At 67.5% G+C, this 18,567-nt stretch carries 21 protein-coding genes; 8 read left to right on the top strand and 13 right to left on the bottom strand.

Translation table 11 applies throughout. The features are described 5' to 3' along the window. The first annotated feature begins 7 nt into the window (after positions 1-7). The 3 genes from ABZS29_RS12725 (at position 8) to ABZS29_RS12715 (ending at position 1,032) form a co-directional block, all read left to right on the top strand. Positions 8-280, top strand: a complete 273-nt coding sequence (locus tag ABZS29_RS12725; RefSeq protein WP_355461312.1) for a DUF3017 domain-containing protein — start codon at positions 8-10, stop codon at positions 278-280. 75 nt (positions 281-355) lie between these two features. Next, positions 356-718 carry a type II toxin-antitoxin system RelE/ParE family toxin gene (locus ABZS29_RS12720; protein ID WP_355461310.1) on the top strand — a complete coding sequence of 121 codons (363 nt, stop codon included), beginning with the start codon at positions 356-358 and terminating at the stop codon, positions 716-718. Further along, positions 715-1,032, top strand: a complete 318-nt coding sequence (locus ABZS29_RS12715; RefSeq protein ID WP_355461308.1) for a helix-turn-helix domain-containing protein — start codon at positions 715-717, stop codon at positions 1,030-1,032. The genes ABZS29_RS12720 and ABZS29_RS12715 overlap by 4 nt, the downstream gene beginning before the upstream one ends. Here ABZS29_RS12715 and ABZS29_RS12710 read toward each other — a convergent pair whose 3' ends face one another. After that, complete coding sequence (locus tag ABZS29_RS12710; RefSeq protein ID WP_355461306.1) at positions 1,033-1,329, bottom strand: chorismate mutase; 297 nt, start codon at positions 1,327-1,329, stop codon at positions 1,033-1,035. Positions 1,330-1,482: 153 nt separating this feature from the next. Here ABZS29_RS12710 and ABZS29_RS12705 point away from each other — a divergent pair, with 153 nt between their 5' ends. Then, entirely contained in the window at positions 1,483-1,836 is a 354-nt protein-coding gene (locus tag ABZS29_RS12705) for a hypothetical protein (RefSeq protein WP_355461304.1), read from the top strand. On the opposite strand, the gene ABZS29_RS12700 is transcribed toward ABZS29_RS12705, so the two are convergent. Together ABZS29_RS12700 and ABZS29_RS12695 are read right to left on the bottom strand one after the other, a co-directional pair. Then, entirely contained in the window at positions 1,814-2,173 is a 360-nt protein-coding gene (locus ABZS29_RS12700) for a hypothetical protein (protein WP_355461302.1), read from the bottom strand. The genes ABZS29_RS12705 and ABZS29_RS12700 overlap by 23 nt on opposite strands. Before the next feature lie 107 nt (positions 2,174-2,280). Further along, positions 2,281-2,583, bottom strand: a complete 303-nt coding sequence (locus ABZS29_RS12695) for an RNHCP domain-containing protein (RefSeq protein WP_355463164.1) — start codon at positions 2,581-2,583, stop codon at positions 2,281-2,283. 418 nt (positions 2,584-3,001) lie between these two features. Here ABZS29_RS12695 and ABZS29_RS12690 point away from each other — a divergent pair, with 418 nt between their 5' ends. Then, a complete protein-coding gene (locus ABZS29_RS12690) occupies positions 3,002-3,196 on the top strand; it encodes a hypothetical protein (RefSeq protein ID WP_355461300.1) in 195 nt (64 codons plus the stop codon). A gap of 18 nt (positions 3,197-3,214) precedes the next feature. On the opposite strand, the gene ABZS29_RS12685 is transcribed toward ABZS29_RS12690, so the two are convergent. The 4 genes from ABZS29_RS12685 to ABZS29_RS12670 form a co-directional block, all read right to left on the bottom strand. Next, complete coding sequence (locus ABZS29_RS12685; RefSeq protein ID WP_355461298.1) at positions 3,215-3,604, bottom strand: hypothetical protein; 390 nt, start codon at positions 3,602-3,604, stop codon at positions 3,215-3,217. Between the two features lie 673 nt (positions 3,605-4,277). After that, positions 4,278-5,837 carry a bifunctional phosphoribosylaminoimidazolecarboxamide formyltransferase/IMP cyclohydrolase gene (purH, locus tag ABZS29_RS12680; protein WP_355461296.1) on the bottom strand — a complete coding sequence of 520 codons (1,560 nt, stop codon included), beginning with the start codon at positions 5,835-5,837 and terminating at the stop codon, positions 4,278-4,280. Continuing rightward, positions 5,834-6,466, bottom strand: coding sequence for a phosphoribosylglycinamide formyltransferase (purN, locus tag ABZS29_RS12675; RefSeq protein WP_355461294.1), 633 nt, complete (start codon positions 6,464-6,466; stop codon positions 5,834-5,836). Before purN ends, purH begins: the two co-directional genes overlap by 4 nt. 10 nt (positions 6,467-6,476) lie before the next feature. Further along, entirely contained in the window at positions 6,477-7,727 is a 1,251-nt protein-coding gene (locus ABZS29_RS12670; RefSeq protein WP_355461292.1) for a DUF6350 family protein, read from the bottom strand. 175 nt (positions 7,728-7,902) lie between these two features. Between ABZS29_RS12670 and ABZS29_RS12665 the strand changes: the two genes are divergently transcribed. After that, the gene (locus ABZS29_RS12665) at positions 7,903-9,240 is read left to right on the top strand and encodes a hypothetical protein (protein WP_355461290.1); all 1,338 of its coding nucleotides are present in this window, start codon (positions 7,903-7,905) and stop codon (positions 9,238-9,240) included. 54 nt (positions 9,241-9,294) lie between these two features. On the opposite strand, the gene sucD is transcribed toward ABZS29_RS12665, so the two are convergent. Both sucD and sucC read right to left on the bottom strand, forming a co-directional pair. Continuing rightward, a complete protein-coding gene (sucD, locus tag ABZS29_RS12660; RefSeq protein WP_355461288.1) occupies positions 9,295-10,185 on the bottom strand; it encodes a succinate--CoA ligase subunit alpha in 891 nt (296 codons plus the stop codon). Positions 10,186-10,197: 12 nt separating this feature from the next. Then, positions 10,198-11,373 (bottom strand): ADP-forming succinate--CoA ligase subunit beta, encoded by a 1,176-nt coding sequence (sucC, locus tag ABZS29_RS12655; RefSeq protein WP_355461286.1) that lies wholly within the window; start codon positions 11,371-11,373, stop codon positions 10,198-10,200. A gap of 187 nt (positions 11,374-11,560) precedes the next feature. On the opposite strand from sucC, the gene ABZS29_RS12650 reads away from it, so the two are divergent. Further along, complete coding sequence (locus ABZS29_RS12650; RefSeq protein ID WP_355461284.1) at positions 11,561-13,201, top strand: glycoside hydrolase family 13 protein; 1,641 nt, start codon at positions 11,561-11,563, stop codon at positions 13,199-13,201. Between the two features lie 45 nt (positions 13,202-13,246). On the opposite strand, the gene ABZS29_RS12645 is transcribed toward ABZS29_RS12650, so the two are convergent. The 4 genes from ABZS29_RS12645 to ABZS29_RS12630 all read right to left on the bottom strand — a co-directional run bounded on the left by ABZS29_RS12645 (position 13,247) and on the right by ABZS29_RS12630 (position 17,260). Then, complete coding sequence (locus ABZS29_RS12645; protein WP_355461282.1) at positions 13,247-14,122, bottom strand: carbohydrate ABC transporter permease; 876 nt, start codon at positions 14,120-14,122, stop codon at positions 13,247-13,249. Beyond that, positions 14,122-15,177, bottom strand: coding sequence for a sugar ABC transporter permease (locus ABZS29_RS12640; RefSeq protein WP_355461280.1), 1,056 nt, complete (start codon positions 15,175-15,177; stop codon positions 14,122-14,124). The genes ABZS29_RS12645 and ABZS29_RS12640 overlap by 1 nt, the downstream gene beginning before the upstream one ends. 94 nt (positions 15,178-15,271) lie before the next feature. Then, entirely contained in the window at positions 15,272-16,597 is a 1,326-nt protein-coding gene (locus tag ABZS29_RS12635; protein WP_355461278.1) for an ABC transporter substrate-binding protein, read from the bottom strand. A gap of 243 nt (positions 16,598-16,840) precedes the next feature. Further along, on the bottom strand, positions 16,841-17,260 hold the full coding sequence (locus ABZS29_RS12630) for a cobalamin B12-binding domain-containing protein (protein WP_355461276.1): 420 nt from the start codon (positions 17,258-17,260) through the stop codon (positions 16,841-16,843). A 135-nt stretch (positions 17,261-17,395) separates the two neighbouring features. Here ABZS29_RS12630 and ABZS29_RS12625 point away from each other — a divergent pair, with 135 nt between their 5' ends. Next, complete coding sequence (locus tag ABZS29_RS12625; RefSeq protein WP_355461274.1) at positions 17,396-18,247, top strand: alpha/beta fold hydrolase; 852 nt, start codon at positions 17,396-17,398, stop codon at positions 18,245-18,247. Positions 18,248-18,567 lie beyond the last annotated feature (320 nt).

Genomic DNA, 18,567 nt, shown 5'->3' with positions numbered 1-18,567 from the left:
CGTGCTGATGGCCGGCGAGGCACAGCGCCGTACCACCGAATGGCCCCTGGCCCTCGCCCTCCTGGTAGGCGCCGCCGGCCTCGTCGTCCTCACCTTCTACAACTGGCGCAACGGCATCCTCCTCTTCGCCGCCGCCCCCGGCGTAGCCGCCCTCCTCCGAGCCACCCTCTCCGACCGCACCGCCGGCCTCCTACACGTCCGAGGCCGCATGTTCGACACGGCGTTCCTGTTTTTGACCGCCATCGCGATCGCCACCCTCGCACTGATCGTCCCCAACTGACCTGCTATCTGAGAACGGCAGTTGACGCGGATAGTACTTTTGGGTTCTAGAACCCAGGAGTACTAATCTGCTTTAATGACGTACACAGTCGCCTATACCGAGGGCTATGCGAAGTGGCTGGACGAGTTGTCGACGCCGGATCGCGACAGGCTCCGGGCCCGCGTCAGCCTGATCGCCGAGCTGGGCCCCGGGCTCGGCAGACCCGTGGTGGAGACGATCAAGTCGTCACGTCATCCGAACATGAAGGAGCTGCGGAGTGGCACGATCAGGGTGCTGTTCGTCTTCGACCCGGTGCGGCGGGCCGTGCTGCTGATCGGCGGCGACAAAGCAGGACGCTGGGAGGCCTGGTACCGCACGAACATCCCGATCGCCGACGAGTTGTACGACGAGTGGCTGGTTGAAATGAAGAAGCAGCCAGGGCGGAGGAAACAAGGATGAAGTACCACACGCACGAAGAAGAGATGGCGAAGTACGTCAGGACTCCGGAAGACAAGGCCAGACACGCGGCGTACAAGGAAGAGGCGCTGGCTGAGGTTCGGGCTTACCGGCTTGCCGAGGTGCGGCAGGAGCACGGCCTGACGCAGACCGATCTGGCCGAGCGGCTGCACATCACGCAGACGGCGGTGTCCAAGATCGAGCGGGGTGAGTTGGCTCGGTCTGAGCTCAGCACCATCCGGAAGTACGTCGAGGCGCTCGGCGGGCGGCTCGAGATCGTCGCCGACTTCGGGGACGAGCGACTCGTGCTCGGCTGATCACTTGCCTTCGGCGATGCGTTCGTGGTGGTGGATGACCTCGGCGATGACGAAGTTGAGGAACTTCTCCGCGAAGACCGGGTCGAGGCCGGCGTCGGCGGCCAGGGAGCGGAGGCGGGTGATCTGGCGTTCCTCGCGGGCCTTGTCGGCGGGTGGGAGGCTGCTGCGGGCCTTGAGCTCGCCCACCTGCTGCGTGCACTTGAACCGCTCGGCGAGCATGTGCACGAGTGCGGCGTCGATGTTGTCGATCGTGCCGCGCAGGCGGGCGAGTTCGGTCGTGGGGTCCAGTTCGGTCACGGGCACTACTTTGGCGCATCGCTTGGGCGCGGTCGGCGGCAGCCTGCTTCGGCCACGCCCGTAGTGATGGTTCCAGCGACCTCGAACTGGTGGTCGGCGACCGATCGGTGGTGCGACGGTCGATCGGTGTGAACCCTACCGAGAGGAACCTCAATGCATCCGATCAAGAAGCTGGCCGCCGGCGCCGCGACGGCGATTGCCTTGCTGACAGGCGCGCTCACCGTCGGTGCGAGCCCGGCCTCGGCCGCCAAGTACCAGCCCGACTTCTGGTCCGACCGCTGCGAATACGGACGGGCCTGCATCTTTCCCACCTACGCTGCGGGCGTATGGAACGCCCCCAACTGCGGCGAGACCTACCTCCCCGCCCAGAGCTTCTACTACGCACAGTCCGCCGCGAATCCGTTCACGGTGTTCTACCGCGACGGCCGCTCGGACTATGTGGCCGGCTACACCTCCCGCCCGTTGGACTACCGGAACCTCGTCATCAAGGTCGTCGTGTGGTGCTGAAGCGTTCGGCGGCGCTGACGCAGAACTGCGCGATCGCGGCGTGATCGGATTCCTTGCCTGACAAGAGCATCTTGGCCTGCAACTGCTCGGACCGGGCACCGTCGTACTCGGCAACCGTTGCGCTCGTGACCGGCTGTACGACGATGTGCAGGTGCTTGCGGCCGTGGTCGCCGTGGGCCCAGGAGCTGACGTAGGTCTGCTCGGGTTCGAGGATGGACTCGACAACTTGGGCGGTACGTCGAAGCAGCGGGCCAAGCTCGGCTGCTGCTTCGGCGGTCAGGTGCGCGATGGCTGTTACGTGGTCTCGGGGACTCAGCACCAGGGTGCCGAGGTTCATGGAACCGACTACGTGGTTGACGATCCAGTGGTCTGTTTGGTGAAGCAGTCCGCCTGGTACTTGCAGGCGTCCAGAGACGACGTCACAACCTAGGCAGCCTTCGACATTCACGTGTGCTCCATGAGGATGAGGATCTGGTCGAGGTCGTCCGGGGCTATCCGGTTGCGGCGGCGGGTGCCGCAGGTGAGGCATTCGTGGACAAGCATGTACCCCTTGGCCGAGTGGTGCTCGAGCTGCACGGGACGCATCAGAGCACCACAAGGGTTTTCGCGGTCTCCCGGGGTGATGTCGACGTGCAGGGAGTACAGGCAGTCGGGGCAGTGGTTGCGGTAGCTGCCGTTGGTCAGAGGGCTCACTCCGGCCGCGCAGTGGGCACAGGTGAACCCGGTGTTCTCGGTCGATCTGCTGATGGTGCTGCTCCTCGCGAGTCGAAAGATCGTTGACTCGGAGGTGCAGGGTTCCGTTTGTTCTCTTCCTTGCGGAATCTCAGGCTGGACTGGGGATTGACGCGATTCACCGCTTGCCTTTGGGGCGGGCGATTACTTCCGGTTCCTACTTCATCAGGGCTTGTTCCATCCCTGAATCCGGACCACTGCCGGGGTTGTGTTCTTTGTCCCGGCCACTGTCACGCAGGTTCCCCCACGTGCCACCGGTAGGTGTCATCCAGTCGCACTGACGTCGGCGTCGTCCCCTGTCAGACAGCGGTCGTACGGCGGTATGGGTTCACGTCACCTCCTGGGCAGCCCTCGGACGGAGTTTCAACGTAGGAGGCTGTCAGGTAGCGGTCAACGGAGTTTCCCCGGCGACGGACTGCGGACAATCAGAAGCATGATCAGGTTTCAGCTGCGCCGATCCTGCTGCCGGATAGACCTCCCGTACCCATGGCCGAACACCAAGCCGTACGAGCAGGACAACAGTCTCTATTTGTGCCCGACCTGTCGACGAAGCTGGCACCTCGTCCCACGCTTGTTCGGCGACGGGTACTTCTGGCAGCGCGGCAGCAAAAAGATGATGGAGTACTGAACGTCGATTGCCTGACTGCTACGGCACGTAGACGAGACCAGGATGGATACGGAAGCCCCTGTCGGGGTCTTCGAAGACGGTGGCAGTCAGCACCAGGTCACTGCGGCCCTCCTCCGCGGTCCAGAGGTCGACGAGACAGTCCCAGCGGTTGTCGTTCCACCACTTCGCGACCGAGGTGTCCCACGTTGCATCCGGTAGTGGGATCAGGGTGACTGATCCGTAGTTCACAACGATCTCGCGGCAGACGCGCGAATCGGCTTCGGAGAGCGGTTCGACGAACTTCACGCCCTCGCCGATCCGGGTGTCGCCTTGGATGAGGGAATCGACGATCGCGGCAAGGGTCCGCCGCCAGGCGTGCGGGACGACAGTCTCGGCTTCTGCCTTGAGGGGTGCTACTTCGTCGACCATTCGAGAACGGTAGCTCGCTGGCTGACACGGGGGCGGTAGCGCTAGCGACACGTGGTAGTCCCACGTTCGACCACTTGCTGAGCGTGAAGCGGGCGCGCGACGCCAGTCCAGGACGACTTCTACGTGTCCTTCCCGACGCCAGAGCTGGCACCACATGTACACCGTGGTCCGGGCAGAATCGTCCGAACGACAGGACGTATAGGCCTAGTACCTAGGTTCGTCACGCTCAGCAGGTCGAACTTCGACACCAGATCCGGCGACACGTCCTGTCCTTCGGCAGATCGCCCGCACGTCGACTGGCGTCGGGTTGCTGGTGTACATCGATTACCGACGGCAATCTCCTACCAGTCGACGTGGAGCTGGTGCTAGCTAGCGACCTGTCGGTTGAACCCACTGGGCAGGACGGATGGGCGCCATAGCCCCGACCCCGGTGATGCTGGTCGTGGGTTCTCCGCGACCAGGCCGGCCCTGTTTAGTCGTTCGGGCGGTAGCCCGGAAGGTGCGCGGTAGCGCACAGGTCCGGGCGATAGCCCGGTACGACGGGTGGGCGGGGAGCGCCGGCCGCGAGCGAAGCGAGCTGGCCCGTGCGCGGGGACGTGGGCGGCAGCCCACACGCAGGTGCGCGCGGGGGGCGTGGGCGATGAGCCCACCACCCCCGCGCAGCGGCGGCGTACTAGTGGAAGAAGTGCCTCGTGCCGGTGAAGTACATGGTGAGTCCGGCCTTGGTGGCGGCTTCGATGGCGGCGTCGTCGCGGATGGAGCCGCCGGGCTGTACGACGGCCTTGACGCCGCCCTCGATGAGGACCTCGAGGCCGTCGGGGAAGGGGAAGAAGGCGTCGGAGGCGGCGACGGAGCCGACTGCGCGGTCGCCGGCTCGGGAGACGGCCAGGCGGCAGGAGTCGACTCGGTTGACTTGGCCCATGCCTACGCCGACGGAGGCGCCGTCGGCGGCCAGGAGGATGGCGTTGGACTTGACTGCGCGGCAGGCCTTCCAGGCGAAGGCGAGGTCGGCCAGTAGCTCCGGCGAAGCAGCGTCGCCGGCGGCGAGGGTCCAGGCGGACGGGTCGTCGCCGGCGGCCTGGAAGCGGTCGGTGTGCTGCAGGAGCAGGCCGCCGCTGATCGGGCGCATCTCGACGGTTTCGGCACCCGAGACCGGCGGGGCGACCAGGAGGCGGATGTTCTTCTTGGCCTGGAGGATCTCGACGGCGCCGTCTTCGAAGGCGGGGGCGACGAGGACCTCGGTGAAGATTTCGGCGACCTGCTTGGCGAGGTCGACGGTGACCGGGCGGTTGGTGGCGATGACGCCGCCGTACGCCGAGACCGGGTCGCACTCGTGGGCGCGGCGGTGCGCTTCGGCGATGTCGGTGCCGATGGCGATGCCGCACGGGTTGGCGTGCTTGATGATGGCGACCGCGGGCTCGGCGAAGTCATACGCCGTACGGCGGGCCGCGTCGGAGTCGACGTAGTTGTTGTACGACATCTCCTTGCCGTGCAACTGCTCGGCGGCCGCGAGCCCGCCGCGACCGTTCACGTAGAGCGCGGCCGGCTGGTGCGGGTTCTCGCCGTAGCGGAGCACAGCCTTCTTGTCCCAGGCAGCGCCGACCCAGCCCGGGAAACCCGAGCCCGCGGAGGTGTCGGTGAGCACGTTGCCCATCCAGGACGCGACCGCGATGTCGTACTCCGCGGTGTGCACGAAGGCCGCGGCGGCCAGCTGCTGCCGCTCCGCCAGCGAGAAGCCACCGTCCTCGAGGACCGAGTAGATCTGGTCGTACTGCGCGGGCGAGGTCACGATCGCCACGCTCGGGTGGTTCTTCGCCGCGGCGCGCACCATCGACGGGCCGCCGATGTCGATCTGCTCGACGCACTCGTCGGGCGACGCACCGGAGGCGACCGTCTCGGTGAACGGGTAGAGGTTGCTGACGACGAGGTCGAACGGCTCGACCCGCATCTCCTTCAGCTGCTCGACGTGTTCGGGCTTGCGGAGGTCGGCGAGGATGCCGGCGTGCACCATCGGGTGCAGCGTCTTGACGCGGCCGTCGAGGCACTCCGGGAAGCCGGTCAGTTCCTCGACCTTCGTCACCGGTACGCCGGCCGCGGCGATCCGGGCGGCGGTGGAACCGGTTGACACCAGCTGGACGCCGGCCGTGTGCAGCGCGGTAGCGAGCTCCTCCAGACCGGTCTTGTCGTAGACGCTGATCAGCGCCCGGCGGATCGGCCTGCGGTCGGTGCTCACTTCAGTCGAACCTTTCGTCCGGTGATGGTCCAGCCCTGACGGACCAGTCGGCCGACCCACTCGACCAGCTGGCGGCGTTCGACCTCCTTGATCCGCTCGGTGAGGGTTTCCTCGGTGTCGTCGTCTTCGACGGGTACGACGACCTGCGCGATGATCGGGCCGGTGTCGACCCCGCCGTCGACGAAGAACAGGGTGGCGCCGGCGACCTTGACGCCGTACGCGAGCGCGTCCCGCGGCCCGTGGATCCCGGGGAAGGCCGGCAGCAGCGCGTTGTGGGTGTTGATGTAGCGGTCGCCGAACGCGGCCAGGAAGTCGTCCCCGACCAGCTTCAGGAACCCGGCGGACACGACCAGATCGGGCTTGTACTGCGCCACCGACGCGGTCAGCGCCTTGTCCCAGTCGGAGCGCTCGGCGTGGTCCTTGACCTTGTGCACGAACGTCGGCACCCCGGCGGCCTCGGCGCGCTCCAGCCCGACGGTGCCGTCGCGGTCGGCGCCGACGGCAACCACGCGAGCGCCGTACGCCGGGTCGGCGCCGGCGTCGAGCAGGGCCTGCAGGTTCGACCCAGAGCCCGAGACGAGCACGACGAGCCGGGCAGGCTCAGGAGTAGGCGCAACGGGGTCTGTCACGCCGCGAAGCCTATCGCTCGGCGTCGGGCTCCGGTTCAGCCGGTCGGCGGGCAGCCGCCACGGCCGCGGTGATCGCCGCGCCGATCGCCATCCCGGCGGTCAGTACGCCGGCCGCCGCCAGCGCGGAGGGGACTCCGACCGAGGACATCCGGCCCGGCCCGGCCGAACCACCGGACAGCGCCATCAGCACGTAGCAGGCGATCCCGGCGAGCAGGGCCGCGATTGCGCCGCGTAGCGCGAACGCGTCCCAGCCGAGCGCATCCGCGTGCTGCTCCGCCCGCCCACGCCGTACGACGATCAGTCCGGCGACCGCACCGGCGCCCAGCGGCACCAGCGCGGTCAGCACGAGCAGGTAGGTCGGAGTGGACCCATCAGCCGGGACGGCGGCCAGCAGCGGCAGCGCAGGCAGGTTGCCGACGTCGACGCCGGTCGGCGCGATCGTGGTCCCGGTCCCGAGCTGGAACCCCGGTCCGGCGAGGAAGGAGACGACGTACAGGATCATGTTCGGCACGAGCATCAGGCAGAGCGCGAACAGCACGACCGACCCGATCACCCCCGCGTCCAGCAGCTCCAGCATCGCGGTGACCCGGGAGAAGTGCACCGCGAGCAGTACGCCGTACAGAACCGAGGCGACCGCGATGACGGTCAGTACAGCGGCCGCAGCAGCCGGTACGGCGTCGCGCAGCCCAGGTGGAGTCGCGTCGGCGATGTCCTCGGCCGCACCGGACTCGACCAGTACGCCGATCGTCCCGGCGATCAGCGCGAGTGACGCCGTACCGAGGAACGCGGAGAGCGGTGAAACGTGCAGAGGACCGTCAGCGGTGAGCAGTGCGACGATCAGGCCGCCGAGACCGTACGCAACGGCGTATGCGCCGGACAGGACGATCAGATCCTTGGTCCGGTCCGCCGCACTGCTGCGGGCGGCCGACTTGCCGCCGCGGTACAGGCACCACGCGAAGAACAGGGTCAGACCGAGCGGTGCGATCGTGATGTTGCCGGTGCCCAGCGTGACGCCGGCCTTGTGCGCCACCAGCCAGGCGGAGGCGCCGGCCCGGATGGCTCCGGAGGCGCCGCCGAAGGTCGCGGCCAGCCAGCCGATCACGGCGACCGCCGTACAGGTGAGCAGACCGGTGAGCAGGCAGGCTCCCGCTGCCAGCACCGCGGAGACGATCACCGGCTTGGTCGGTACGGCGTCCACAGGGCCCGGCGGAGGGGCGGAATCGCCACCGGGAGCGCCCGGGCGGCTGAGCATGTCGGTCATCTGACTCCCATCGTCGCCCTGCTCCTGGACACCGCTGCACCAGACACGCCGGATATGGGAGACTTCAGCGCGCTTGCTCACTGACGGTTCCCGCCTGGACATCAGGGGGTAGCTGAGTGTGGGCGAACAGGCCCCACCCAGTACTGTCGGGTGGAATCAGTCAGGAGGTCGAGCTTTGGCCGGTTCCCACCGCGCACAACGTGGCGGCGGTCGCGCCGCTGCCCGGGAAGCACGCCGGGAGAAGGCGCGTAAGCGGAACCAGACGATCGCTGCCGGTGTGGCGGTGGTGGTACTGGTCGGCGGCGGCGGTATCGCCGCGCTCAACGCCTTCGGTGGCGACGGCTCGTCCAACGACGCCAAGGGCGGCAAAGGCCCGGGCGACGACAAGTCGAGCGACTCCACGGTGCTCGCCGACGACACCGGCCTGCTCGACGCGGCCGCCGTGAAGACGCTCGGCGCGAACGGCACCTGGTCGGTCGGCAAGACCGCGGACGCCGGCAGCGCGGAGGACAAGGAGTTCGTCTGCCAGGCGCAGCGGTTCGCCGACCCGGCCGGGCTGCGGACCTGGGTGCGCCGGTTCACCAACGCGACCACCAAGGACTCGGCGGTCCAGTTCGTCGAGGTGTCGAACGACGCGGCCACCGCGGCGAAGTCGTACACCACGATCATCAACTGGCTGAGTCAGTGCGCCTCCGAGAAGCGGACCCGGCTGAACACCAGCTACGCGCTCAGCGGGATGGGCGACAAGGGCTGGATCGCGGTCTACGGGCAGGCGACCGGCCCCAAGACGCGGTACCGGTCGATCTCGGTCACGCTGGCCGGGCAGGCCACGCTGGTGGTCGAGCACGACACCAACGGCACCACCCCGCCGAAGCCGGACGCCGTACTGAACGCGACGGCGACCGCTCTGCAGAAGATCTGCCCGCAGACCGGCGGCTGCGGTTCCGGCACCCCCGCCGCCAAGGCGAGCCTGCTGCCGACCTCCGAGCCGCCCGGCTTCATGGCGCCGGCCGAGATGCCGATCATCGCCGCGATCGACAAGCCCTGGGTCAGTACGCCGGGCAAGGTCGGCAACACGACGCAGTGCGAGCAGACCGACCCGAAGAAGGCCAAGGCCGCCAAGTACACCACCCAGACCTACCTGGCGCCCGAGTTCAACGCCCCCACGGAGTTCGGCCTCGACGACACGGTCGCCCGGTTCGCCTCCCCGAACGCCGCCGCGGCGTACCTGAGTCTGGTCCGCAAGAACGTCGACGGCTGCCAGAAGAAGGTCTCCACCGCCAAGGTCAGCTCGACCGGCACGATCTCCACCGGCGGGATCAAGGGCGAGGCCTGGAAGGCCTCCTTCGACACCGGCAACGGCAAGAAGGCCAAGTACCGGATGGGCATCGCCGCGGTCGACAACCGCGTCGTCTACCTGCTCTTCCCGGTCCTGCCCAACCTGGACATCACCGACACCGCGTTCCTCGAGACCCTCACCCGAGCCGCCGAACGCTCCGCCGCCTACAAGTAGCGGCAACGCAAAAGCCCCGGAAACCGCAACGGTTTCCGGGGCTTTCAGCTGGCCTTACTTCGCCAGGTTCTGCATGATCTCCCGCATCAGGTTGGCGGTCTCGGTCGGCGTCTTGCCGACCTTGACGCCGACGGCCTCGAGGGCCTCCTGCTTGGCGGCCGCGGTGCCGGAGGAGCCGGAGACGATGGCGCCGGCGTGGCCCATCGTCTTGCCCTCCGGGGCGGTGAAGCCGGCCACGTAGCCGACGACCGGCTTGGTGACGTTCTCCTTGATGAAGGCGGCGGCGCGCTCTTCGGCGTCGCCACCGATCTCACCGATCATCACGATCGCGTCGGTGTCCGGGTCGTCCTGGAACGCCTGGAGCGCGTCGATGTGGGTGGTGCCGATGATCGGGTCACCGCCGATGCCGATGGCGGTGGAGAACCCGAAGTCGCGCAGCTCGTACATCATCTGGTAGGTCAGCGTGCCGGACTTCGACACCAGACCGATCCGGCCCTGGCCGGCGATGTCGGCCGGGATGATGCCGGCGTTCGACTCACCGGGGGTGATGATGCCCGGGCAGTTCGGGCCGATGATGCGGGTCTTGCCGGACGCCTGCGCGGCGGCGAAGAACGCGGCGGTGTCGTGCACCGGCACGCCCTCGGTGATCACCACGACCAGCGGTACCTCGGCCGCGACGGCCTCCAGTACGGCGTCCTTGGTGAACTTCGGCGGCACGAAGATGACCGAGACGTTCGCACCGGTCTGGGCCACGGCGTCCGCGACGGTGCCGAAGACGGGCACCGACGTACCGTCGAAGTCCTGGCTCTGGCCCGCCTTGCGCGGGTTGACGCCACCGACGATGTTCGTCCCGGACGCCAGCATCCGCGTGGTGTGCTTGGTGCCTTCCGAGCCGGTCATGCCCTGGACGATGACCTTGCTGTCCTTGGTCAGGAAGATAGACATTTCAGCGATCCCTTACTTCGCAGCCAGCTCGGCGGCCCGCTTGGCGGCGCCGTCCATCGTGTCGACCCGCTCCAGACCGGCGAGGCCCGCCTCGTCGAGGATGCGGCGGCCCTCCTCGGCGTTGTTGCCGTCCAGCCGGACGACCAGCGGCTTGCTCACGGCCTCGCCGCGCGAAGCCAGCAGCTCGAAGGCCTGCACGATGCCGTTCGCGACCGCGTCACAGGCGGTGATGCCGCCGAAGACGTTGACGAAGACGCTCTCCACCTGCGGGTCCGAGATGATGATCTCGAGACCGTTCGCCATCACCTCGGCCGAGGCGCCGCCACCGATGTCGAGGAAGTTGGCCGGCTTGACGCCGCCGAACTCCTCACCGGCGTACGCGACGACGTCGAGGGTCGACATGACCAGGCCCGCACCGTTGCCGATGATGCCGACGGAACCGTCGAGCTTCACGTAGTTGAGGCCCTTGGCCTTGGCTGCGGCCTCCAGCGGGTCGGCGGCCGACGAGTCGTGGAAGTCCGCGAACTCCGGGTGCCGGAAGTCGGCGTTCTCGTCCAGCGAGACCTTGCCGTCGAGTGCCTCGACGCGGCCGTCCTTGAGCTTGACCAGCGGGTTGACCTCGACCAGCGTCGCGTCCTCGCTCAGGAAGACCTCGTACAGCTTGACGATCTCCGGCGCGACCGCGTCGATGATGTCGGCCGGGTAGCCGGCCTCGGTCGCGATCTCCCGGGCCTTGGCCTCGTCGACACCGGTGGCCGGGTCGATCGAGATCTTCGCGACCGCGTCCGGGTTCGTGTGCGCGACCTCTTCGATCTCCATACCGCCGGCAGCGGAGGCGATGCAGAGGTAGTTGCGGTTGGCCCGGTCGATCAGGAAGGAGAAGTAGTACTCCTCCGCGATCGCCGCGGCCGGCACGATGTTCAGCGTCTTGACGATGTGACCCTTGATGTCGAGCCCGAGAATTTCGCGGGCGCGCTCCTCGGCCTCGTCCGGGTTGGCGGCGAGCTTGACGCCGCCGGCCTTGCCGCGGCCGCCGGTCAGCACCTGGGCCTTCACGACCACCGTGCCGCCGCCGAGCTTCTCGGCCGCCGCACGAGCTTCCTCGGGCGTGTGGACGACTTCACCCACCGTCGTCCCTACACCGTGCTTGGCGAAGACAGTCTTCGCCTGGTACTCCATCAAGTCCACGACTGTGGTCCCTCTCTCGCCTGTTCGAGTAGGCCGCGCGGCAGGCGGGCAGTTCCCGAGGAGGGTACGGTCGCCGGCGCGTTCCGTCGGCCCGAGACTAGCCACCCCGGCGCACAAAGCGACAGCCGGGGTACACGCTGAGACGACTGTCACAGCACTGTCGGGCCTCCGTGCGAGGCTGGGCCCCATGACAGAGACAGTGACCAGACCAGCTGACGACTGGTGGCGTAGCGCCGTCGTCTACCAGGTTTACCCTCGGTCGTTCGCCGATGCGGACGGTGACGGCACCGGCGATCTGAACGGGATCCGCGCCCGCCTGCCGTACCTGGCCGAGCTCGGCGTGGACGCGATCTGGATCAGTCCCTGGTACCCGTCCCCCCTGCTCGACGGCGGGTACGACGTCTCCGACTACCGCGACATCAACCCGGAGTTCGGGACCCTGGCCGACGCCGACGCACTGATCACCGAGGCGCACGCCCTGGGATTGCGGATCCTGATCGACCTGGTCCCGAACCACTGCTCCTGGGAGCACCCGTGGTTCAAGGCCGCCCTCGAAGCCGGCAAGGGCTCGCCCGAGCGGGACCTGTTCTGGTTCCGCGACGGCGTCGACGGACAGCCGCCGACCAACTGGCCGGCCGCGTTCGGCGGTGGCGCCTGGCAGCAGATCGATGATGGCCAGTGGTATCTGCACATGTTCGACATCTCCCAGCCGGACTGGAACTGGGACCACCCGAAGGTGATCGAGGAGTTCGACTCGATCCTGCGGTTCTGGTTCGACCGCGGCATCGACGGCTTCCGGATCGACGTGGCCGATTCGATGGCCAAGGACGCGACGCTGCCCGACGTACCGCTGCGGGACGGCCAGCCGACCCGCGAGAAGTACGTCGGCAATCCGTTCTACGACCAGCCCGGCGTGCACACGATCCACCAGCGCTGGCGCGCGATCGCCGACGAGTACGCCGATTCGCCGCAAGGCCCGCGGGTCTTCGTGGCCGAGGCGTGGTTGTCGCCGCCGGAGCGACTGGCGCAGTACGTGCGGCCGAACGAGCTGCACTCGGCGTTCAACTTCGACGCGCTCCGGGCGTCGTGGGACGCGAAGGACCTGCGCGCGGTGATCGATCGGTCGACGGGCAGCCTGTGGGCAGTCGGCGCTCCCGCGACCTGGGTGCTGAGCAACCACGACACGATCCGGCACCGCACCCGGTACGGCCGGGCCCTGGAAGACGCGCTCGCGGGCGCGGGCGTCGTACCGACTGATCTGGCGCTTGGTCTGCGCCGGGCCCGCGCTGCGGCGCTGCTGGAGCTCGCGTTGCCCGGTGGGGCGTACATCTACCAAGGCGACGAGCTCGGACTGCCGGAGGTCGAGGACCTGCCGGAGGAGGTGCTCGACGACCCGACCTGGGAGCGGTCCGGTCACACGAGCCGCGGTCGCGACGGCTGCCGGGTGCCGATCCCGTGGGAGGGCGCAGAGCCGCCGTACGGGTTCGGGCCGGGTGAAGGTCAGCCCTGGCTGCCGCAACCGGCCGACTGGGCGCCGCTGACGGCGGCCGCGCAGTCGGGCGACTCTGACAGCCACCTGAACCTCTACAAGGCCGCGCTGAAGATCCGCCGCGAGCACCCGGACCTGGGCGAAGGCCGCCTGTCCTGGGACGACGAGTCCCCGGCCGAGGTCCTCGCCTTCACCCGGGGCAACTTCCGCTGCCTCACGAACCTCGGCTCGTCGCCGGTCGCGCTGCCGGTCGGCACCGAGGTCCTGCTGACCAGCAGCCCACTCGTCGACGACCAACTGCCGACGGACACGACGGTCTGGCTCAACACCGCCGAATAACAAGAAGGCCGGAACCCAACCAGGGTTCCGGCCTTCTGCAGTGAACTACTTGACGCCACCTGCCGTCAGGCCGGCGACGATCCGCCGCTGGAAGATCAGTACGGCGATCACCAGCGGAATCGTGACCACGACACCGGCGGCCATCTGACTGCCGAACGGCTGGTCGCGACCCGACGTACCGGTGAAGCTCGCGATCAGGACGTTGGCGGTCGAGATGTCCTTGCGGTTCACCATGCTCACGGCGATCAGGAACTCGTTCCAGGCCGCGATGAAGGTGATGATCGCGGTCGTGAACACGCCGGGTGCGGCGAGCGGGATGATCACCTTGCGGAACGCCTGGGCCGGCGTACAGCCGTCGACCATCGCCGCCTGCTCCAGTTCGCGCGGCATCTGCCGGAAGAACGCGGTCAGGTTCCACACGGCCAGCGGCAGGGCGAACGACAGGCTGGGCACGATCATCGCCTGGTAGGTGTTGATCCACTCGATGTCGCTGAACAGCTTCTTCAGCGGGATCACCAGCGAGATCCCGGGGAACATCGAGGTGGTGATGATGATCGCCAGCACGATGTTCTTGAACTTGAAGTCCAGCCGGGCCAACGTGTACGCCGCGATCATGCCGATGACCAGCGTCAGGATCGTCACGGTACCGGCGACGATCAGGCTGTTCAGCAGAGCCCGGCCGAAACCGGTGCCGGGCTGGAACACATCGGTGAAGTTCTCGATCGACCACCGCTTGGGGAGGATCGAGTTGTCGAACTGGTCGCTCGGCCGGCGCAGCGCCGACACGACCATCCAGTAGAACGGCAGCAGGCAGAAGAGCACGATGGCGCCGATGCCGAGCAGCGGCAACCACCGCCGGTACCAGGGCGCCTCGGCCGCTCTGACGTCGATCTTCTTCGGAGCCTTCTCAGCAACCGCCATCACCCAGCACCTCCGCCAGCAATCGCGCTCCCGGTCGCCGTACCGGCAGCCGTACCCGGCCCGACCTCGTTGCGCCGGCCGTTCTTGCCGTTCTTCTTCGGCTTGTTCACGCGGGCCTCACCGATCACGTCGGCGCCGAGCAGTCTCACGAACACGTAGGCGACGACCACGATGTAGAGGAACAGCATGGTCGCGTACGCCGCCGCCGGGCCGTACCGGGTCTGGTTCGCCTCGAGGAACGCCAGGATCGACAGCGTCTCGACCGACGACTTGTTCGGACCGACCAGCACGTACGGCAGGTCGAAGATGCGGAGCGTGTCGAGGATGCGGAACAGCACTGCCACCAGCAGCGCCGGTTTCACCAGCGGCAACGTGATCCGGGTGAAGGTCTTCCAGGGGCTGGCCCCGTCGACCTTCGCGGCCTCGTACACCTCGTCGGGAATGGTCTGCAGGCCGGCCAGCACCAGCAGCCCGATGAACGGCGCCGTCTTCCAGGTGTCCGCGATGATCACCGACATGACCGACTGCCAGCCTTCGGTGGACCACAGGATCTGCGTGCCGAGGACGTCGTTCGCGATGCCGTCGGCCTGGAAGATCCACTTCCACAGCAGCGCGGACACGACGGTCGGGATCGCCCACGGGATCAGGATGCTGGCCCGGACGATCGCGCGGCCCTTGAACGCCTTGTGCATCACCAGGGCCATCAGAACACCCAGGAGGGTCTCGATGACCACGCAGGTGACGGTGAAGAACGTGGTGTTGTAGAACGCGTTCCAGAACCGGTCGCCGGTCGCACCGGAGAAGATCGCGGCGAAGTTGTCCAGCCCGACGAACTGCGATCCCTCGATGACGAAACCGTCGGCGTCGATGCGCTGGCCACTGGTGTACAGCGACTCGCGCAGCGCCGAGATGATCGGGTAGCCGATGACCAGGAGCAGAACGATCAGGGTCGGTGACAGCAGCAGTGCGGCCAGGCGGCCGGTGCCCTCGTTGAACGACGTACGCCGGACCCTCTTGTTCGGCGGCGGCGCAACGACCGAGGCGGAATCACTCACCTCATGCCTCCTTCTCTCTCCGCCCACCTCGGGTGGACGGTGACGACGCGGGGCCGGCACGCAGCATTAACCGCGCACCGGCCCCGCGTTCGGGTCACTGCGTGATGAGTGAGCTCAGCTTGGTCTGCAGATCCGTCAGTGCCTGCTTCGGATCCGTGCCACCCGGCTGCTTCAGCGCGCCGTACGCCGCTTCCTGGATCGCGGTCGTCACGTCGCCGTACTTGACCACCTTCGGCCGCGACTTCGCGGTCGAGATCGAGGCCTTCAGCGGCGCCAGGTACGGGAACTTCTTGTTCAGCTCCGGGTCGTCGTACAGCGACGCCCAGGTCGGCGCCTGCGAGGTCTTCTCGACGTTCGCCTTCTGCCGCTCCTCGCTGGACATGAACTTGATGAAGTCCGCCGCGGTCGCCTTGTTCTTGGCGAACTCGGAGATCCCGTAGTTGTGACCGCCGAGCGTCGAGACGCCAGGGCCCTTCAGACCCGGCAGCGGAGCGACCCCGAACTTGCCGGCCACCTTCGACGAACCGTCGGTCTTGCTGGCCAGCGCGTACACGTACGGCCAGTTGCGGTGGAAGATCAGGTTGCCTTCCTGGAAGGCCCGCCGGCCCGGCTCCTCGGTGTAGGTGATCGCGGCCTTCGGGATCTCACCCGACTTGAAGCCGTCCACCAGGAACTTCAGGCCCTCGAGGGCCTCCGGGGTGTCGACGTTCGGCTTGCCGTCGTCGCCGACCACCACGCCGCCGGCGCCGTTGATCGCCTCGGAGAAGTTCACCGTGAGGCCTTCGTACTTCTCGAACTGACCGGCGTAGCAGCTGGCGTTCTTTGCCTCCGGCAACGCCTTCACCTTGGCGCAGGCGTCCTTCATCTCGGCCCACGTGGTCGGCGGCTTGACGCCGGCCTTGTCCAGCAGGTCCTTGCGGTAGTACAGCAACCCGCCGTCGGACGTCACCGGTACGGCGTACAGCTTGTCGCGGTACTTGCCGGTCTCGACCGTGGACGGCAGCAGCTTGCCCAGGTCCGGGAACTGGTCCTCGGGCAGCGGGGTGATCCAGCGGTTCGCCGCGAACTCGGCGGTCCAGACGACGTCCAGGTTCAGCACGCTGAACTCGTCGGACTTGATCTGGGCGTTCGAGATCATCTGCTGGCGCTGCTGGTCGGCCGACTCGGGCAGCTCGGTCACGGTGACCTGCTCGTCCGGGTGCTGCGAGTTCCAGGCCGCGACCTGGTTCGTCAGGTTGCCCGACGTGTCCTTACCGGTGGCGAACTTGATCGGTCCGCGGCCCTCGAGCGCACCCCCGGCCGAACCGTTGCTCCCCGACTTGCCGTCATCTCCGCCACCACACGCCGCTGTGAACAACACCAGGCTGCTCACCACGGCCAGTGCGACCGCCTTGCGGGTGTGTGATCGTTCAAACCTCATCGTTACCTGCCCTCTCCCGATGGGAATCGCATCGTCCCTGCGCGGGCGGCAGACAGGCCCCCACCGCACTGTCACACCGCCTGTCCGGACAGTACCGAAAGTCAGGGGTGACGTGTCCTAAGCCACACACCCGCTCTTCGGAGGTCCTGTTACCGGACGTACCGCATGCCTGTATGCGACCGCGATTCGGGAGTCCGCACAACCAGGTGTTTCTTAACGATTCGGTATTACCGATCAGTAACGTCAGCTCTGGGCGGCGGAAGCGTCGCCGACGTGACCGCGAACCCACTCGACGATCTCGGTGGTGGTCGCGCCGGGAGTGAAGATCTTGTGCACGCCGAGCTCGGCCAGCGGCTGCAGGTCGGCGTCGGGGATGATGCCGCCGCCGAAGACCACGATGTCGTCGGCCTCGCGCTCGGTGAGCAGCTCCCGGACGCGCTTGAACAGGGTCATGTGCGCACCCGACAGGACCGACAGGCCGATCGCGTCGGCGTCCTCGGCGATCGCGGTCTCCACGATCTGCTCCGGCGTCTGGTGCAGCCCGGTGTAGATGACCTCCATGCCGGCGTCGCGCAGCGCGCGGGCGACGACCTTCGCGCCCCGGTCGTGGCCGTCCAGGCCGGGCTTGGCGACGACGACGCGCAAAGTGCTGGTTGAAGGCATGTTCGCAGGTTAGCCGGTGCCAATCTCACGGATAAGACACGGAACTGTGTGTTCCCCGACACGCTCAGTGGGAACCGGTTACCGTGGAAAGAGATCGGACCACCGGGGGGTCTGGTTTGCTGTGAGGAGCCGCAGATGACTTCCTGGCAGGAAGAAGTACGAGGCGCACTGGACGGACTCCGGTACGGCGCCCGCTCCGCGATCACGCCGCGGGTGCTCCAGGGCGCGGCGGTCGAGCTCGGCTGGATGACCACCCACCTGGCGATGTATCCGCTCGGGCTGCTCGGCGGCTCCGGCTCCCGCGCCGAGCGGTTGTCCCTGACCGGCCTGACGCCGGCCCAGCGCAGTCTGCTGGTCAACGACGTCCGGGCCGCCGGTACGCCGATCCTGCTCGCGCACGGGATCATCGACAACCACACGATCTTCGCGCTGATGCGCCGGCAGCTGACGCGGCGCGGCTTCAGCAGCATCCACACCTTCTCCTACTCACCGCTGACGCTGGACGTCCGCAGTACGGCGAAGCGGCTCGGTGAGGAGATCGAGGCGATCTGCGAGTCGTCGGGATCGGACCAGATCCACGTCGTCGGTCACAGCCTCGGCGGTCTGATCGCTCGGTACTACATCCAGAAGCTCGGCGGTCACGAGCGCGTGCACACCTGCGTGACGCTGGGAACGCCACATCAGGGGACGATGGCGGCCCGGCTACTGCCGTGGCCCCTGGTGAAGCAGCTGCGGCCGGAGAGCGACCTGATGGCGGAGCTCGCCGAGCCGGCGCCCGACGTACCGACGCGGTTCGTGGCGTTCTACAGCGACGTCGACCAGCTGATCGTGCCGCAGCGGCGGGCGCGGCTGGCGCACCCCGACCTGACCGCGCGGAACGTCCGGGTTCGCGGCGTGGGCCATCTCTCGTTGCCTTTCCACGGCGAAACTGTTCACGAGATCACCGGAGTGCTCGCCCACCTGGACGACCAGCCGCAAACTGCCTGATCAGACAGCTATTTCACGTTCACACGGCTGATGCACGTGCAGCGGCGCATGCAAAAGTTTCGTGAAGGTGGGGCCAAAAAGTGGGTGGCAGGGTTTGTCGGCTCGTGACTCTTCCGTTATCGTGCTCAAGTCTTCACCGGGAATAAACCCCCGGCGAGGGCAAGGTTGCAGAGCCAAGCACCACCCCAACCCCTCCCCTGTGACCGGAAGGCCACGTTGTGTCCCAGCATCGTGCCGCGGGCAACCGCGTCACGCCCGGCAACGCTGCGCGTAAGACCAGCGCAAGTCGTCACAGCGCCAAACACCGTGTTGCCAGGCGT

The sequence above is a fragment of the Kribbella sp. NPDC005582 genome (genome assembly GCF_040605415.1).
GTDB lineage: Bacteria > Actinomycetota > Actinomycetes > Propionibacteriales > Kribbellaceae > Kribbella.
This window is presented reverse-complemented; position numbering and strand designations above follow the sequence as displayed.

Excerpts from the sequence above, each read along its gene's own strand:
- ABZS29_RS12725 (WP_355461312.1), top strand. The coding sequence starts at position 8 with ATGGCCGGCGAGGCACAGCGCCGTACCACCGAATGGCCCCTGGCCCTC.
- ABZS29_RS12720 (WP_355461310.1), top strand. The coding sequence starts at position 356 with ATGACGTACACAGTCGCCTATACCGAGGGCTATGCGAAGTGGCTGGAC.
- ABZS29_RS12715 (WP_355461308.1), top strand. The coding sequence starts at position 715 with ATGAAGTACCACACGCACGAAGAAGAGATGGCGAAGTACGTCAGGACT.
- ABZS29_RS12705 (WP_355461304.1), top strand. The coding sequence starts at position 1,483 with ATGCATCCGATCAAGAAGCTGGCCGCCGGCGCCGCGACGGCGATTGCC.
- ABZS29_RS12700 (WP_355461302.1), bottom strand. The coding sequence starts at position 2,173 with ATGAACCTCGGCACCCTGGTGCTGAGTCCCCGAGACCACGTAACAGCC.
- ABZS29_RS12690 (WP_355461300.1), top strand. The coding sequence starts at position 3,002 with ATGATCAGGTTTCAGCTGCGCCGATCCTGCTGCCGGATAGACCTCCCG.
- ABZS29_RS12685 (WP_355461298.1), bottom strand. The coding sequence starts at position 3,604 with ATGGTCGACGAAGTAGCACCCCTCAAGGCAGAAGCCGAGACTGTCGTC.
- ABZS29_RS12670 (WP_355461292.1), bottom strand. The coding sequence starts at position 7,727 with ATGACCGACATGCTCAGCCGCCCGGGCGCTCCCGGTGGCGATTCCGCC.
- sucD (WP_355461288.1), bottom strand. The coding sequence starts at position 10,185 with ATGTCTATCTTCCTGACCAAGGACAGCAAGGTCATCGTCCAGGGCATG.
- ABZS29_RS12650 (WP_355461284.1), top strand. The coding sequence starts at position 11,561 with ATGACAGAGACAGTGACCAGACCAGCTGACGACTGGTGGCGTAGCGCC.
- ABZS29_RS12645 (WP_355461282.1), bottom strand. The coding sequence starts at position 14,122 with ATGGCGGTTGCTGAGAAGGCTCCGAAGAAGATCGACGTCAGAGCGGCC.
- ABZS29_RS12635 (WP_355461278.1), bottom strand. The coding sequence starts at position 16,597 with ATGAGGTTTGAACGATCACACACCCGCAAGGCGGTCGCACTGGCCGTG.
- ABZS29_RS12630 (WP_355461276.1), bottom strand. The coding sequence starts at position 17,260 with ATGCCTTCAACCAGCACTTTGCGCGTCGTCGTCGCCAAGCCCGGCCTG.
- ABZS29_RS12625 (WP_355461274.1), top strand. The coding sequence starts at position 17,396 with ATGACTTCCTGGCAGGAAGAAGTACGAGGCGCACTGGACGGACTCCGG.